Source organism: Caproiciproducens faecalis (assembly GCF_019448085.1).
Classification (GTDB): domain Bacteria; phylum Bacillota; class Clostridia; order Oscillospirales; family Acutalibacteraceae; genus Caproiciproducens; species Caproiciproducens faecalis.
Map to the genome: position 1 here is coordinate 16,771 of NZ_JAGFNZ010000002.1, position 15,791 is coordinate 32,561.

General features: G+C 48.9%; 15 protein-coding genes. 8 read left to right on the forward strand and 7 right to left on the reverse strand.

Annotation, left to right across the window (positions count from 1 at the left end):
- Nucleotides 1–74: 74 nt before the first annotated feature.
- Nucleotides 75–1,469: an ABC transporter substrate-binding protein gene (locus J5W02_RS04445; RefSeq protein ID WP_219964479.1), complete on the reverse strand. Its 1,395-nt coding sequence runs from the start codon at nucleotides 1,467–1,469 to the stop codon at nucleotides 75–77.
- A 22-nt stretch (nucleotides 1,470–1,491) separates the two neighbouring features.
- The gene (locus J5W02_RS04450; RefSeq protein WP_219964480.1) at nucleotides 1,492–2,187 is read right to left on the reverse strand and encodes a FadR/GntR family transcriptional regulator; all 696 of its coding nucleotides are present in this window, start codon (nucleotides 2,185–2,187) and stop codon (nucleotides 1,492–1,494) included.
- Between the two features lie 734 nt (nucleotides 2,188–2,921).
- Between J5W02_RS04450 and J5W02_RS04455 the strand changes: the two genes are divergently transcribed.
- From J5W02_RS04455 to J5W02_RS04480, 6 genes are all read left to right on the forward strand, one after another.
- Nucleotides 2,922–3,914, forward strand: a complete 993-nt coding sequence (locus J5W02_RS04455; RefSeq protein WP_255575568.1) for a zinc-dependent alcohol dehydrogenase — start codon at nucleotides 2,922–2,924, stop codon at nucleotides 3,912–3,914.
- Nucleotides 3,915–4,056: 142 nt separating this feature from the next.
- The gene (locus J5W02_RS04460; protein WP_219964482.1) at nucleotides 4,057–4,752 is read left to right on the forward strand and encodes a FadR/GntR family transcriptional regulator; all 696 of its coding nucleotides are present in this window, start codon (nucleotides 4,057–4,059) and stop codon (nucleotides 4,750–4,752) included.
- Nucleotides 4,753–4,832: 80 nt separating this feature from the next.
- A complete protein-coding gene (locus tag J5W02_RS04465) occupies nucleotides 4,833–5,675 on the forward strand; it encodes a transketolase (RefSeq protein WP_219964483.1) in 843 nt (280 codons plus the stop codon).
- 19 nt (nucleotides 5,676–5,694) lie between these two features.
- Entirely contained in the window at nucleotides 5,695–6,624 is a 930-nt protein-coding gene (locus tag J5W02_RS04470; RefSeq protein ID WP_219964484.1) for a transketolase family protein, read from the forward strand.
- A 27-nt stretch (nucleotides 6,625–6,651) separates the two neighbouring features.
- On the forward strand, nucleotides 6,652–7,539 hold the full coding sequence (garR, locus tag J5W02_RS04475) for a 2-hydroxy-3-oxopropionate reductase (protein ID WP_219964485.1): 888 nt from the start codon (nucleotides 6,652–6,654) through the stop codon (nucleotides 7,537–7,539).
- 187 nt (nucleotides 7,540–7,726) lie between these two features.
- The gene (locus J5W02_RS04480; RefSeq protein WP_219964487.1) at nucleotides 7,727–8,860 is read left to right on the forward strand and encodes a glycerate kinase family protein; all 1,134 of its coding nucleotides are present in this window, start codon (nucleotides 7,727–7,729) and stop codon (nucleotides 8,858–8,860) included.
- A gap of 356 nt (nucleotides 8,861–9,216) precedes the next feature.
- Here J5W02_RS04480 and J5W02_RS04485 read toward each other — a convergent pair whose 3' ends face one another.
- The gene (locus J5W02_RS04485) at nucleotides 9,217–9,564 is read right to left on the reverse strand and encodes a DsrE family protein (RefSeq protein ID WP_219964488.1); all 348 of its coding nucleotides are present in this window, start codon (nucleotides 9,562–9,564) and stop codon (nucleotides 9,217–9,219) included.
- A 54-nt stretch (nucleotides 9,565–9,618) separates the two neighbouring features.
- Nucleotides 9,619–10,512 (reverse strand): LysR substrate-binding domain-containing protein, encoded by an 894-nt coding sequence (locus J5W02_RS04490; RefSeq protein ID WP_219964489.1) that lies wholly within the window; start codon nucleotides 10,510–10,512, stop codon nucleotides 9,619–9,621.
- A 237-nt stretch (nucleotides 10,513–10,749) separates the two neighbouring features.
- Here J5W02_RS04490 and J5W02_RS04495 point away from each other — a divergent pair, with 237 nt between their 5' ends.
- Nucleotides 10,750–11,958: an MFS transporter gene (locus tag J5W02_RS04495; RefSeq protein ID WP_219964490.1), complete on the forward strand. Its 1,209-nt coding sequence runs from the start codon at nucleotides 10,750–10,752 to the stop codon at nucleotides 11,956–11,958.
- Nucleotides 11,959–11,977: 19 nt separating this feature from the next.
- Complete coding sequence (locus J5W02_RS04500; RefSeq protein WP_219964491.1) at nucleotides 11,978–13,312, forward strand: acetyl-CoA hydrolase/transferase family protein; 1,335 nt, start codon at nucleotides 11,978–11,980, stop codon at nucleotides 13,310–13,312.
- A gap of 207 nt (nucleotides 13,313–13,519) precedes the next feature.
- Here J5W02_RS04500 and J5W02_RS04505 read toward each other — a convergent pair whose 3' ends face one another.
- Genes J5W02_RS04505 through J5W02_RS04515 form a run of 3 tightly spaced genes read right to left on the reverse strand, consistent with a single transcriptional unit; the run spans nucleotide 13,520 to nucleotide 15,784 of the window.
- Complete coding sequence (locus J5W02_RS04505) at nucleotides 13,520–14,050, reverse strand: hypothetical protein (protein WP_219964492.1); 531 nt, start codon at nucleotides 14,048–14,050, stop codon at nucleotides 13,520–13,522.
- A gap of 16 nt (nucleotides 14,051–14,066) precedes the next feature.
- Nucleotides 14,067–14,930 (reverse strand): SDR family NAD(P)-dependent oxidoreductase, encoded by an 864-nt coding sequence (locus J5W02_RS04510; RefSeq protein WP_219964493.1) that lies wholly within the window; start codon nucleotides 14,928–14,930, stop codon nucleotides 14,067–14,069.
- A gap of 14 nt (nucleotides 14,931–14,944) precedes the next feature.
- The gene (locus J5W02_RS04515; RefSeq protein WP_219964494.1) at nucleotides 14,945–15,784 is read right to left on the reverse strand and encodes an SDR family NAD(P)-dependent oxidoreductase; all 840 of its coding nucleotides are present in this window, start codon (nucleotides 15,782–15,784) and stop codon (nucleotides 14,945–14,947) included.
- Between the last annotated feature and the right edge of the window lie 7 nt (nucleotides 15,785–15,791).

The window sequence follows — 15,791 nt, forward strand, 5'->3', positions numbered from 1 at the left end:
AATACGCGATGCGTAAATGAAAGATTAAGGACGGGCGCGCGGCGCGTGCCGCGCGCCCGTCTCCACTCAAGTTTTTATTTCTTTTCGAAAGGTTTCATTGTATCCGGGTTAAGCAATACGCCTGTCGCGTATTCCTGTGGATATACGCTGGTAGGTTTGCCGTTCTGCCACTGCAGGATGATAGCGCGGGAACCGGTGTTAAGACCTGTTGTGTCATCGAAATCGCCGTCGCCGTTGATTACGCCAAACCATTTGCTGTTGCTTTTGTTGAGCTTGCGAAGTTCGTCGCGAACCTTAACAGGATCGTCGGATTTCGCGTTTTCAACTGCCTCGTAAGCAAGCATGATGGAGAAGAGAGTCGGTCCGCCCTGACCTGCGAGGAATTCTTTGTTCTTCTCTTCATAGTGGGCATTCATTTCCATCCAGCCGGCGTTTTCCTTTGCGCCCTTCTGATCCCAGCACCAGGAGTCAACAGAAGTAAGACCGTTTACTTTATCGCCAAGATCTTTATAGAGTGACGGCCAGGTCATAGCTGCACCGCCGCCGACTACGAGCGGGTGATAGTTCAGTGTATTCATCGCCGTAAAGATCAGTTTGAGGTCGTTCGGGTATGCGCTCGGAAGGATAACGTCAACGCCCGCATTCTGGATCTTGGTGATCAGCGGGGTCGCGTCTGTAAACGAACTGCCCTCATAGCCTTCATCGGAAACGAGTTTGAGTCCGCGCTCAGAAACCTGTTTGCGCGTATTGTTGGACTGGTCTGTGCCCCAAGCATCATTGGAATAGAGCAGACCGAGTTTCAGATCTTTGACGTCTTTGCCGATACGCTTCGCGTAATCAGCGAGGAAGTCAAGCTGTGTAGGAATGAACGAACTTGATGTAGCCGCCGGTTGGAACACGAAAGAGCATCCTTGGTCGGAAACAGCTTTGTTCGCCGCCGCGCCCGTGACTGTGGGCACCTTGTATTTTTCAAGTATCGGAAGCATAGTCAATGCGATGGACGAGTTGGAGTTGCCAATAACGCTCGTGTAGCCGCCTTTGGAAAGAGCACGCTCAAGCGGCAAAGTTGCCGTAGCCGCATCGGATGTAGAGTCGAGAACTTCAATTTGGATTGGGCGTCCACCCAAAGATGGGAAACCGCCGAGTTTTTCGTTAATGTACCATTGCGCCGTTTCAGCCGCGAGTGTGCACTGACGACCCGATTCGGACGTGCCGCCCGATACGCAGGCGTAAACAAGGAACTTGACAGGATCCCCTGATTTCCCCGTATCAGTGGAAGCTGCTGTGCTTGACGTTGCGGGAGCCGTCCCACTTGACGTTGACGCTTTGCCGCCAGAGCATCCCGCCGCAGCGGAAAACGCTATAATCGCAGCAAGAATAAGTGCCAGTTTCTTTTTCATAATGCATCCCCTTTTCAATTTCGCTATAATATCGTTCAGCGCCAAGACGGCGCATAAACCCCAAATCACATTATTAGCATTTAAGGCCTTATTATTTCCCTTTTAACAGAAATTTTTCATTCGCCGCAATGTGTTCATACATAAATTTACGCGCTTTCTCCGCGTCCCCGGCTTCGAGCGCGTCCACGATGATGGCGTGGTAATAACACCCAGCCTCTCCGCCGATAGCCCGCACTACCCGTTTCATATGCGCTGAATAAACTTCGCTGATAATTTCGTATGTCTTGATAATCAGGCTATTGCGCGATATCGCGGCTATGCGGTAGTGAAACTTCAAATCAGCGTCCGCGAGCGCAGAACGATCGTTTTGCAAAGCGAGCATTTTCGCGAGCATGTCCCGCAAATCTGCTATATCTTCCGTTTCTGCGCGCCCCGCCGCGATTGCACAGGCGCCGGACTCAAACTCGCGTCTGAACTCAAGAATGCTTTCGATGTTTTCCTCTAAGTATGCAACCGGAATTAAACTGTTCAGCCCGCTGCTTTCATCAATTGTAGCAACATATGACCCGTCACCGAGTCGCGTTTCAATAAGCCCTAACCCGACAAGCCTATGCAGCGCGTTTCGTATCGTCACCCGCGAAACCCCGAACATCGCGCTCAAATCGCTCTCCGACGGCAGTTTTGACGCCGGCGGCCATTCGTGTGAACGTATCCTCAGTTTCATCTGTTCCAGCACCTGACTGCTCAGGCTGATATGCTGTATTCGCTCAATCAACGCAATCACCACATTTTCTGATGGTTTGTGTCTAACTATACTGCTTATAAGACAACTACCTGTATCACAGGTTGCTGTTATTATTATATATAATATCATTTCTCAATGTCAATGCATATAACCATAAACATTTGTGGAAAATATTTGGTGATTATAACTAATAAAAGAAGGGGCGAGAAATATGATAGGTAAAAAATCGTTTGTCCAATACTCAGTATAGTATCCTTTTAATACAGTATAATACAACTAATCGGAAGGCCGTCCCCATTGCAGGCTTCAATCTATCGCATCTGCTCCCTATTCATCAGTCCGGCCTGCAAATTCTGAATGAATGCGATTCTATCCGGAGAATGAGAAAGCGGGTTAAAAAAGCCGAATTGTAACAAAAGGCAATAAATAGGAGAAATCGTTGTACACATTAACAAAATTTAAATAAACGTTGACTTTTATTTCAATATAATACTATAATATGCACAGAAGGCGGTATTACAGGCTGTCAGGCAGGCTGTTCAACAGGATATACACCTGGTAAGGTGATATGAAGCATCAACTGTGACAATCAAGCAATGCTTGCGGTTGAAGACAAAAGGAGGCGGAGCTGCCGTAATCATGATGTTGGCACAATATCATATAGTTTTTCTAAAATTGGTAGGAAACGTCCGGATCGGTTTCCACGACGTCTCCCAGGCCTTAAAAAACGAAAGGATAATTGCATGAAAGGTATTGTATACGAAGGACCAAATAAATTGAGTTATCAGGATGTTCCCGATGTTTCCCCCAAACAGGGCGAAGTCAAGCTGAGAGTCAAAGCCTGCGGTATCTGCGGCAGCGACGTACATGGTTATCTGGGCTTGACCGGGCGGCGGCTTGAGCCTATGATGATGGGTCATGAGTTCGCCGGCGAGGTCGTGGAGCTGGGCGCGGGTGTAACCGGCCGCCAAATTGGCGAAAAGGTTGCGGTTTATCCGGTCGATTTCTGCGGAGAATGCGAAATGTGCAAAAAAGGCGATGTTCATCTGTGTCTTAACAAACGCGCGTTCGGTGTTCTGGATGTGGACGGCGCATTTGCCGAATATATCTGTGTACCTGAAAAATGCTGCTTTACAGTGAAGGACAATGTTCCTTATGCAATCGGCAGTCTAATGGAGCCACTGGCTGTATCTTACCGCGGAGTGGGGCATGCCGGAGATCTGAGCGGAAAAAATGTTCTTCTGGTCGGCACCGGAACAATCGGCCTGTTGGCGCTGGCATGTGTAAAAATGAAGAATCCCCGTAAAATCTTCGTTTCCGATTTGAGCGATTCCCGTTTAGAGGTTGCCCGCAGCATGGGAGCAGACGTGCTTATCAACCCCAGCAAACAGGATTTTAAAGAAATCATTATGGCGAACACCGACGGCAAAGGTGTGGATGTGGCGATTGAAGCGGTGGGCGCGACCCCGACCGTACAACAGGCAATGTCAGCGCTGGCTTTTGGCGGAACAGCTGTCTGGATCGGCAATAACAAACCCATGGTAGAGATCAACATGCAGGAAATCGTTACACGCGAACTGACCGTTCACGGTTCTTTCCTTTACGGTTACGAAGAATTTAAAACAGTCGTCTCACTGCTCAACGAGGGAAAACTCAATGTTGCTCCGCTTATTAGCAAAGAAATTACGCTGGCTCAGGCTCCGGACTATTTCTATAAACTGGCGCATGACCCAGGTGAGTTGATTAAGGTGGTTGTTGTAGATTCTTAAGCTGCAATACACAGTTTTTCGGCCTAAATCGATATTGGCATTCGGTTGCATTGTTATAAAACAGCCTGTTGCAATATTTCGAAACAGGCAGTATCATTATATCTATAATGTAATATTAGCAGATACGCAGGAGGGTATAACAATGAAAATTAAACCGATTGTCTACCAGAGGATAAGCGATCAGGTGTTTGAGCAAATGAAACAGCAGATTTTACAGGGAGCCTGGAAACCTGGGCAGAAACTACCCTCTGAAAATGATTTGGCGGCCAGTTTTGGGGTAAGCAGAATTACGGTGCGGCAGGCAATGCAGAAATTGTCCGTACTCGAACTGGTTGATACCCGTTCCGGCGAGGGTTCGTATATTAAAGAAGCAAGCCTGTCCCCAATCATGAACAGTATTATGCCAATCGCTTATTTAGGCGATTTCGATATCCGACAAGTACTTGAATTTCGGCAGATGGTGGAAGTGGAAACCGCGGGCTTCGCCGCCGAAAAGGCAACACCGGAGGAAATCGCACAGCTGAGGGCACTCTACAATGAGATGAAGACGATTGAAATAGATAAAGAACGGCATCAATTTGCCAAGCTTGATTTGGATTTCCATTTTAAGATTGCGGAGATGACCAAAAACGAACTGATTATTGCCACCCATAACATTTTAAGAGAAATACTGAGCAACGCTATGGAACAGATTGTAGAGCATCTCGGAAGCGACATCGGCATCTACTATCATGGAAAGCTGCTTGAGGCAATAGAAGCACACGACGTTAAACGGACAAAGGACATTATGCGGGAACATGTGCAGAAAACATTGGAGAGTATGTGCAGTAATAAATGATGTTACCGGCAAATTAAATAAACCATACTTGTCAGTATGGTTTCCAGTCGCATAATTGAACATAGGAGGTAATTATTATTATGACAAATCAGGATACAGTGAAAAAAATTAAAAAACTGGCAATCAATATCCGTCGTGATGTTGTCAATATGATTGGCGGAGAAGGGCATGTCGGCCATTTAGGCGGTTCCTGCTCCAGCGCCGACATTGTAGCCGCGCTTTACGGACATAAAATGAAATTCGATCCGAAGAATCCGCAGTGGGAAGGCCGCGATAAATTTATATACAGTAAAGGCCACGCTGCTATCGCACAGTACGCAGCACTCGCAGAAACCGGCTATTTCCCCGTTGAAGAGTTGAGCACCTGCAAAAAACTCGGCTCCCGTCTGCAGGGGCATCCTGACCGCTGCAAGACCCCCGGCATTGAGGCGGGCACCGGTTCACTGGGTCAGGGCCTTTCCATTGCCAACGGTATGGCACTGGCGATGCGCCTTGACAAAAAAGATAATAAAGTTTACTGCATTATGGGTGACGGTGAAATGGACGAAGGTCAGATCTGGGAAGCCGCTATGGCGGCCGCCAGTTTCAAGATTGACAACATCGTCGGTATCATTGATAAAAACTGCTTACAGGCTACCGGCGCCTGCGCCGACCGCTTCAATACAGATCCGCTGTCGGAAAAATGGAAAAGTTTCGGCTGGCATGTCATTGAAATTGACGGTCACAACGTAGAACAGATTCTCGCTGCTTTTGATGAAGCGGATACCGTTAAGGGTATGCCGACTGTTATCATCGCACATACCATTAAAGGCAAGGGCATTTCATTTGCGGAAAACGTAGTTGGCTTCCACAATGGCTCTTTGACAAAAGAACAATATGAAACCGCGCTGAAAGAACTGGATTCCCAGTTCGCAGCTTTATAAGAAAGGGGATGTGTCAGATATGAGTAAGACACAAAGCCAGCGTTTAGCATATGGTGAGGAAATCGTCGCACTGGGCGCTGAAAATCCAAACGTGGTCGCTCTTGAAGCGGATCTTGGTAAATCCACTATGTCCTGCCTGTTCCAGCAGGCATATCCTGATCGTTACTTTGAAATGGGTATTGCGGAGCAGGACATGCTCTCTACAGCAGCCGGACTGGCTGCCAGCGGAAAAATTCCGTTTTGCAGCACTTTCGCGGTTTTCGCTACCGGCAGAGCTTATGACCAGATTCGGCAGACGATCTCCATTGGAAAGCTGAATGTAAAACTTTGCGGATCCTCTTCCGGTCTTTCCGATTTCGGCGACGGTTCCACCCATCAGGATATCGAAGATGTCGCACTGATGAGCGTAATTCCGAATATGACAGTGTTGACCCCCTGTGATGCTACTGAAACACGTCAGGCGGTACGTATGGCTGCTGCAATCGACGGCCCGGTGTACATCCGCGTTGTCAGAAATGATCTTCCCGATTATATCGGTGAAGATGACAAATTTGAAATTGGAAAACTGCGTGTGCTCAACGAGGGTTCTGACGTTGCAATCTTTGCGCAGGGTTCCATGGTCAGCGCTTCCATGAAGGCTGCCGAACTTTTAAAAGCTCAGGGAATTTCTGCAAAAGTGGTCAATGTTTCCACTATGAAACCATTTAATTATGCAGGTGTGGCGGAAATCGCGAAATCTGTTAAGGCGGTGGTAACCGCTGAAGAACATAATTACATCGGCGGTCTTGCTTCTGCCGTTGCACTGTCCCTGCGGACATCCGCCGTACCCATGGATTATGTCGCGGTACAGGACGTCTTTGGACAGTCGGCCTATGGTTCTCCGGAACTCATGGAACATTACGGGCTGACCGCAGAAAATATTGTAGATAAGGCAAAGAATCTGCTGTAATCATTATCAAAAAGGAGAACTGATTTCATGAAAATAGGATTTATCGGACTTGGCATTATGGGGAAACCCATGGCAAAAAATCTTATGAAGGCCGGACATGAATTAGTCGTGTTCGATGTGGTTCAGGCAAATGTTGACGATGTAGTGGCGGCCGGCGCAAAATCTGCTGCTTCCTCAAAAGCTGTTGCTGAACAATGTTCCCTGATTATTACCATGCTCCCTAACTCTCCCCATGTAAAAACGGTGGTCATGGGCGAAAATGGTGTGCTGGAAGGTGCGAAGGCCGGTACTGTCCTGATCGACATGTCTTCGATTGCACCCCTCGCTTCCCAGGAGATTAACAAGGCTTGTGCTGCAAAAGGGATTAAAATGATCGATGCGCCGGTATCCGGCGGCGAACCGAAAGCGGTCGACGGTACACTTTCCATTATGGTTGGCGGCGATAAAGAAATATTTGAGGGTGTCAAAGAGGACATCCTGCTGAAGATGGGCGCTTCAGCGGTATATTGCGGAACAATCGGCGCGGGCAATACGACCAAGCTTGCAAATCAGGTCGTTGTGGCTTGCAACATTGCAGCCTGCGCAGAGGCATTTACGCTTGCTAAAAAAGCCGGTGTAGACCCGCAGCTCGTTTTTGAAGCAATCAAGGGCGGCCTTGCTGGCTCCACCGTAATGAATGCAAAGGTTCCAATGATGATCGACGGCAACTTCAAACCTGGCTTTAAAGTTGACCTGCACATCAAAGACCTGAACAATGCACTCGAAACGGGACACGGCGTCGGTTCCCCCCTGCCGCTGACGGCCGCGGTAATGGAAATGCTGCAGACGCTCCATGCAGACGGACGTGGCCAGGAGGATCACAGCAGTTTGGCAAATTACTACGCAAAAGTTTCCGGAACCAAGATTGGCAAATAAAATCAATTTGTTAATCCTGATTTAATCTTTCTACAGCGGGGGCGCGTTCTGTTGTTGTCAATACAATGGAACGTGCCCCACTGTGTATTTGCCCAGTATTCCCTTTCTAAGGCCGTTACGGGAATTCCGAATTCAAGTCAGTCTTGGGGACGTTCAACAGATTACAATAACGAAGGAGATTAAGAACATGAAAAAAGTCATTTTAATTCCTGATTCGTTTAAAGGCACAATGGATTCCGCTGCTATATGCGAAATTATGAAAAGACAAATCGAAATCCATTATCCTGATGCAGAAACAGTCTCCATTCCGGTGGCGGATGGCGGAGAAGGAAGCGTAGATGCATTTTTGACAGCTGTGGGCGGAGTGAAAAAAGCTTTGACCGTTACCGGGCCGTTTTTTGAGCCCGTCGATTCTTTCTACGGAATCATCAACGACAGTACGGCCATTATAGAAATGGCGGCCTGTGCAGGCTTGCCGCTCGCCGGCGATCATCTGGATCCGGCCGCAGCAACGACTTTTGGTGTGGGCGAACTGATTTTAGACGCGGTCAAGTCCGGGTGCACAAAAATCATTATTGGACTTGGCGGAAGCTGCACCAATGATGCCGGCGCAGGAATGGCAGCTGCTCTTGGCGTTAAATTTTATGATGAAAAAGACCAGGAATTTATTCCTACGGGCGGAACTCTTTCAAAAGTCAAACGTATCAACAGCGAAAGTGTTTCTGAAAGGATTTCCGGCATTGAATTTGCGGCCATGTGTGATATTGACAATCCGCTTTACGGTCCGACAGGCGCCGCTTATGTTTTTGGCCCTCAGAAAGGCGCCGACGCGTCTATGGTTGCAGAACTTGACAAGGGTTTGCAGAGCATTGCCCAAGTCATTCGCAACGACCTTGGAAAAGAGGTATCCAATATTCCGGGCTCCGGTGCGGCAGGCGGTTTAGGAGCCGGCGTGGCGGCTTTTTTGAATGCTGCGCTGCAGCCCGGTATTGATATCGTGTTGGATACCGTCCACTTTGACGACTTGTTAAAAGAGGCTGATCTGGTCTTTACAGGCGAAGGAAAAATGGATACACAGAGTCTTCGCGGAAAAGTTGTCATCGGCGTTGCACGCCGCGCAAAAACAGTCGGCGTTCCGGTCATTGCTGTCGTTGGAGACATCGGCGACAATATTGAAAAAGCATATGATATGGGGGTCACTTCCATTTTTAGCATTAACCGTGTCGCAGTACCATTTAAGGAAGCTAAATTGCGCAGCCGAAGTGATCTTGCCCTGACTGTCGATGACATTATCCGTCTTTTAAAATGCACACATTTTTAATTTTAATAAAATGTCCCCACCCCCCAGCAAGGACGTAGAGGCTGCTGGTTCGAATCCAGTCGCCTCGACCAGCATTTGGAATCCGGTAGAGAACCGGATTCCTTTTTTTATTGCAGTCAAAGGGTGACTGGGTGAGAACCAGCCGGTGCAGATCGGGAGAAACACAAAATTCCCCTCTCCCCCTAAGTGCTGCAGGGACTCGCGGAACGCGGGTACAGCGTGCCAACACCAGAATCCAGTCACCTCGGCCATAGAAAAAAGGGTCCGCAAACGCGGACCCTTTTTTCTATGGCAACGCGATCGGTAGACAGAAACAGCCGGTGCAGATTCCTTATACCGTCATCCCAACAAAAAATTTATGGCTTTATATATGCATATCCCTCTTGCTGCTTATCGATTAGTTCCCTGACACCTACTGGAACAACTTTTACAAATGGGAAAAGCTGTTCTCTGGAGATATTCATTCCATTTAACGCGTTGTTGCATGCTACGAAGGCAACATTTTTCTGTGATAAAAACTCCAGTGAGTTTGTATCAATCAAATCGCTGTTATAAACATAACCTTTCACAGCTTCCGAATTAGCTAAAACTTCTATGAATATGCCGGAAAGATCGTCATAGGAAACCAATAGATTTTTGATATTATTGAGAAGTAAATTCCACTTATGAAATTCATCAATATGAAAAATTACGCGAGAATCCATACAATCACATCCTGTCAATATAAAGGATACCAATTCGCACCTGACTCTTTCGAGCTACTTTACGGGGGACTGCTTCGATTTTCCGCATATTTTTAAAAAGCGCTGCATGGGTACGGTCAAAAACTTATCCGTGCGGTAAATGACGGAGAGCGCCCAAGGAAATTCCGGGTTCTTCAGGTGGAGCTGACATACACGGCCGGCGTACAGCTTGTCGACCAGAGGCTTTGGCAAAATGCTGACGCCCTGATTGTTTGCAACCATCTCCAGCAGCAAATCCCACTGGGAGCTTTCAAAAACGATGTTCGGCGCAAAGCCTGCGGCTTTGAAGCGTTCCAGCACTACATCGTAGTACATATAATCCGGAGAAACCATTAAGAAACGCTCCGTCCTCAGCGCCCCGAAGTCCACGCAGCTCTGGGTGGCAAGCGGATGCTGCTTGGGAACGACCAGCACAGCCTCCGAGCGGAAAACGGTTTGGCTGTAAAACTTGCTGTCCGAAAACGGTTCGATCACTACGCCCAAGTCGAGCGTTCCGTCGTCCACCAGATCCCGGATCGATTTGGAGGTAATCTCCGTAATCTGTAAGTCGGTTTCCGGGTAAGCCTGCCGGAATTGATAAATCAGGGAAGAAAAATAGATGGTTCCGGCGGAAGGGGGTAATCCGAGCGTCAGGGCACCGCCCGCGCAGCGCAGCTTCTGCTCCAGTTCCTGCGTTTGCGTGTGATAATAGTCCAGCAGTTTTGCTGCGTATTCATAAAATGCCAAACCGTCCTGCGTAATCAGAAGATCTTTTGCCCGGCGCCCGATGAATTCCGCCTGAAATTCATTTTCCAGTGCGCGAATGGCCTTGCTCAGGGTCGATTGGCTGACGAAAAGCTTCTCGGCCGCTCTTGTAAAATTGCGTTGCTTTACCACTTCCACATAGTAAGCCAGCTGAATCATTGTCATTGGGGATTTTCACCTCAATTTCTATATTCTATTTTCATTATACTTGAGAATTTTTTGTTTGCAATCCCAATTCGGGGCGTCTTTGTATGAATTTGATTCATACGGGTATGAATTTTTTGTATTTTTCTTCTGAAAAACACCGTGCTATGATACTGGCAGGAAATGCTTTGGCCAAAGCAGAGGAACTAGAATGAATTGCTTGCGTGCAACCGTATGCAAGCGAGAGGAGAGGTATTTGTGCAAGAGCAAGAGAAAAAAGTATCTTCCGTCAGAGCCATACTGATCGAAACGGTGATGTTTTTTACATACGCGTTTTTTGCCGTAAACTGGGTTGCGGGCAGCACGCTGACGCCGCAGATCATGAAATATTTCAATCTGCAGTCGTTTGCGTCGGCAACCTTTATTTCCAACGCCATCACGATCGCAAAAATCATCGGTAACTTCATGGCCGCCGGAATTCTTGTCAAGCTGCTGCCCAAAAAGGCGATCGGCCTGGGTTCCGGACTGATTGTCGCGGGCAGCGCGCTGGCCGTTCTGGCGCCGCAGTATTGGATTTTTATTTTGGGCCGCTTCCTTATGGGGTTTGGCGGCGCGCTGTATGTGGTTTATTTCAGCCCCGTCGTCATTCACTTTTTTGCCCCTGAAAAGCGCCCGACGGTCAATGCGCTCAACAACGTGGCCTACAATGTCGGAGGAATCATCGCAATGCTAATCGTCGGCCCGGTCATCCGCTGGATGCAGACCTGGCAGTACAGCATGGCATTTTTCGCGGCAATCAGCGCCGTCTTGTTCATCACATGGCCGGTTTTGGGACAGGACTTTGAGCTGAACCGTTCCTCCGGTGCGGATACGGAGAAATACACCATAGGGGATGCGATCAAGGAAAAGAACAACTGGTTTCTGCCGCTTACCTATTCCGGATTACTTACCTTCTACATAGTACTGCTTAATATTTTCCCGATTTCCGGCGTAACCGCAATCAACTCTAAAACACTCAGCACCCTGGTGGCGGTCGGCGGTGTCGTCGGTTCCGTACTGGCGATTATGCTGTCCAAGGTATACTTCAAGCGCCTGCCCGTAATCCGTTGGAGCGGTCTGGCCATGACCTTGTTCGGCGCGCTGATGTTTAACACGAAAAACGGTATGCTTTCGATCATTGCAGCCTTTGCCATCGGCGTGCTGATGTTCCTGCCGATCACCTCCCTCGTAATGATTCCACAGGAATTGCCGAACATGTCCCCTGCAAAGCTGACGACCATTATGGGTCTGTTCTGGGCGCTGTCCTATGTAATCGAATCGGTTGTGTTCTATCTGATCGGCATTGTGATCGACAAATCCGGATATTCGGCCGGACTGACCATTGCGCTGGTGATGAGCGCAACTTTCTTCCTCGGATCGTTCCTCCTTCCGGAAACAGGACGTTCCGCAAAGGAAAAGAAGCAGTAAGTATGGAAAGGAAATTTTTATGAAATCGTTTGAAGAAATATATCGTGAGAAAAAAATGACCGCCGAACAGGCGCTGGAATTAATTCAGGACAACGACTATATGTTTTCCGCCCAAGCGGCCGGGGAGCCCGAGGCGATTCTTGAAAAACTGCAGTACCTCAAGACAACCGGCGTAAAAAATACGGTTCTGAACACCTGCCTGCCCCTGAAGTATTACGAGGCGTTCAAGGACCCTGAAATGAAGGGAGTTATGGCGCATAACGGCTGGTTTTTCAATGCCGGTCTGCGTGACGCACAGACCAGAAAACTGGTGAGCGACGTGCCCCAAAGCTCTACCTCCATTCTGCGCAAAACCCTTGACCGCATCGCTTATGAAAACCGCCGTCCCGTGGTGCTGACCACCGTATCCCCCATGGATCAGCACGGCTATATGTCCCTGTCCGTCAGCGCGATTTATGAGCGGGACCTGATTAACAAGGGGGCTCTTGCCATCGTGGAGGTGAACCCCAATTTTCCCCGTACCTTCGGTGACACACAGGTTCATATTTCCGAGGTTGCGGCAGTTGTGGAATCCGACCGCCCCATCTTCAAAAGCAAGCTGGCTCCTTACACCGAAACAGATGCGGCAATCGGCAGATATATTGCCTCACTGATTGAGGACGGCTCCACGATTCAGCTGGGAATCGGCAATATTCCGAATGCGGTGGCGACGGAGCTGAAGAGCAAGCACCATTTGGGAATCCACACGGAAATGTTTACGGAAACCATGGTGGATTTGATTGAATGCGGCGCGGTGGACAATTCCCAAAAGGGTCTGCTCAACGGCTATTCGGTTTGCTCCTTCACCATGGGCAGCCAGAGGCTGTACGACTACATTGATAACAATCCCTCTGTTTTGTTTAAATCCTGCACCTTTACCAACGACCCGTACACCATTGGAAAAAACAACAAATTTGTATCGGTGAATGCTACGCTGGAGGTTGACCTTACCGGTCAATGCGCGTCGGAAACAGTCGGCCACACTCAGTGGTCCGGCACGGGCGGACAGTCCGAAACCGTACAGGGCGCGCAGATGTCTCCCGGCGGCAAGTCGATTATCGCCATGCACTCCACCTATACCACCAAGGACGAAAGCGGAAAAGAGGTTCTCCACTCGAAGATCGTGCCGTTTTTGCAGGAAGGCTCGGTCGTCACCACGTCCCGCAACGACACGGATTATGTGGTGACGGAATACGGCATTGCCTGGCTGCGCGGTCTAAATGTGAGCCGCCGCGTCGAGGCTCTCATCAACATTGCGCACCCGGACTTTCGCGAGGAGCTGCGCCGCCAAGCCGAAATAAACAGAATTTGGTAAAGAACCGTTTTCCCTCGCATAGCAACACCCCCTGTTGTAGTTGTTTTTCTTCAGCAGGGGGTGTTTTGTCATTCTAAGGATTAACTACCTTTGCTTAAATTCCATATGAATTTTACCTGAAACATCCAAATCAACCAAATTAAATTGACGTATAAACCATACCTGTGGTGTTATCTGTGTAAGTCCCCGGATGTCTCTACCTGCAAATTACACTATTTTCTTTTCGACCTGCGCTTCACTTCTCATAGCCAGCTTTTTGCATGGCCCCATAAGGAGAACGCAGACCCCGTTGAAAATAAGACTGCCCACAATGAAGGTACCAAAAAAGAGTGGTATATTTGACGAAAACGCGGTTACGTCAATACACGCGCAGGTTAAGTACGCAAATCCAACGTTGTTAAGAACCTTCGGAGCATACGGATGCAGCACGATCAGGATGAAAAGGACGACGGCCAGAGGAATGAGGAAACCGAAAAGGCCGCCCAGAACCGGTGTCAGCGCCGAAATAGCCAAAAGAGCCGCCACTGTGAGTACAAGCCCGACAAAGCCGCCCACCTCAACGGAAATCAGTCTGTCCTTTATTTCGCCTTCCATAGTAAACAGCATGATGTTACTGATAAAAATCAGCCACCCGTATTGAAAATTCATAATGTTGAGAATCGCGTTTGCAATCAGGATCCAAAGGAGCAGAGACAGGCGGAAGTAGAGCAGAAATCGCTTCTGTACTGTTTCATTCATGATTCTTTTCTCCTTATTATTTTTTTAAGAGGGAAGGATCGACAGGTTCCGTTCTGTTTGCCTGATAAATTCCCTGCTGCTTTAAGAGTTCATCATAATTTTCGTGCGTCAGAATGTAGAACTGCTTTTTCGCGAGGGAAGCGAATACCTTTTCAACCGTAGGCTCCAGCGGAGCGCCGTTGTCGAGAATCTGCTTATTGAATTCAATGAATTTCTGATATTTTTCCGATGTGTAATAAGGATCGCCCTCCGGAACAGCAAACCGCTGCGGGCGGTGCCGGTCCGTCAGATGCATCTCCGTCTGTACGAACCCGGGACAGAACACGGAAACATCGATGTCGGCGCCGGACGCCTTGAGAGACTTGTATACGCACTCCGACAAAGCAACTGCCGCATGCTTCGTGCTGAAGTAAACCGGGGCGGAGCCCAAAGTAATCAGTCCCGCAATGGAGCAGACGTTTAAGATCTGACAGTGTGTGCCTTGGCTGCGCATCTGCGGAATAAACCTCTGCATCATAAACCAGTGGGCGTACACGTTGACTTCCGTCACCCACTTAATATCCTGCTCTTTGATGTCTAAAATATCGGCGCCGTTTGATACGCCAGCGTCATTAATCAGGATATCGCAGCGGCCGAATTCTTCCATAGTACGGTCGAATATTTTCTGACATTCTTCCGAAAGAGAAACATCTGCCTGCACAGCAACCGCTCTGCGGCCCATTTCTCTGATTTCACCGGCGACCGCTTCCGCTTCATCCCCGTGGATATCGGCGATCAGCACATCGGCTCCCCGTTTCGCGCAGCCCAGCGCCAGGGCGCGCCCGATACCGTTGGCGCCCCCCGTGATGACCAGTACTTTTCCGTTATAATTATCAATCATATCGGTGCATCTCCTTACTGTGGATTTTTTCCGTTGACCAGATTTTGAATGCGCATCCCGGCAACAACCTGAGATTCCGGATGGGTGAAGATGTAGAATTTTTCATCTTCCACGGCGGTGAACACACAGGTTCCCACATAATCGATGGGAATGCCCGCCGTTACCTGACGTTCACTGCGGATATAGCCCGATTTGAACTCCTGTCCCTGATAGTAGGGATCATCGTTAATCGCGTAACGTTCAGGCCGGTGAGTATCCGCCAGATGAATGCCCGTCTTCACAAAGGCGGGTACCAGGCAATGTACCTGGATACGCCCGAGGCCGCGGTTCTTCAGCGCGAGATAGGTGCCCTCCGAAGCGCCAAGTCCCGCGAATTTTGTAGCGTGGTACATAACCGCGTTTCCGGAGGTCATCAAACCTGCAGTAGACTCCGTATTGATAATGACGGCTTCGGTTCCCTGCTGAATCATCTGCGGAATAAAGACATGCATGCCGTAAAGATGGCTCATCATGTTAACCTCGGTAATCCATTGGATATCCTGCACGGGAATCTCCCAGATTGGGCCGGATACCGATACCCCGGCGTTGTTGACAAGCATGTCTACCTGCCCGAAAGTGTCCAGAGTCAGCTTTAAAAGCCCCTCTACGTTTTCAAGAAGGGAGATATCCGCCTTCTGCCCTACCGCCTCGACACCCATCTCGTGCAGCTCGTTTACAACACGATCCACCGCCGGTGCGTCAATGTCGTTAACCACGATTTTCATGCCGCGCAGCGCGCCTTCTTTGGCAATTGCCTCTCCAACACCGCTTCCGCCGCCCGTAACAACCAAAACCTTACCTTTAAACTCTTTCATCTCTGTC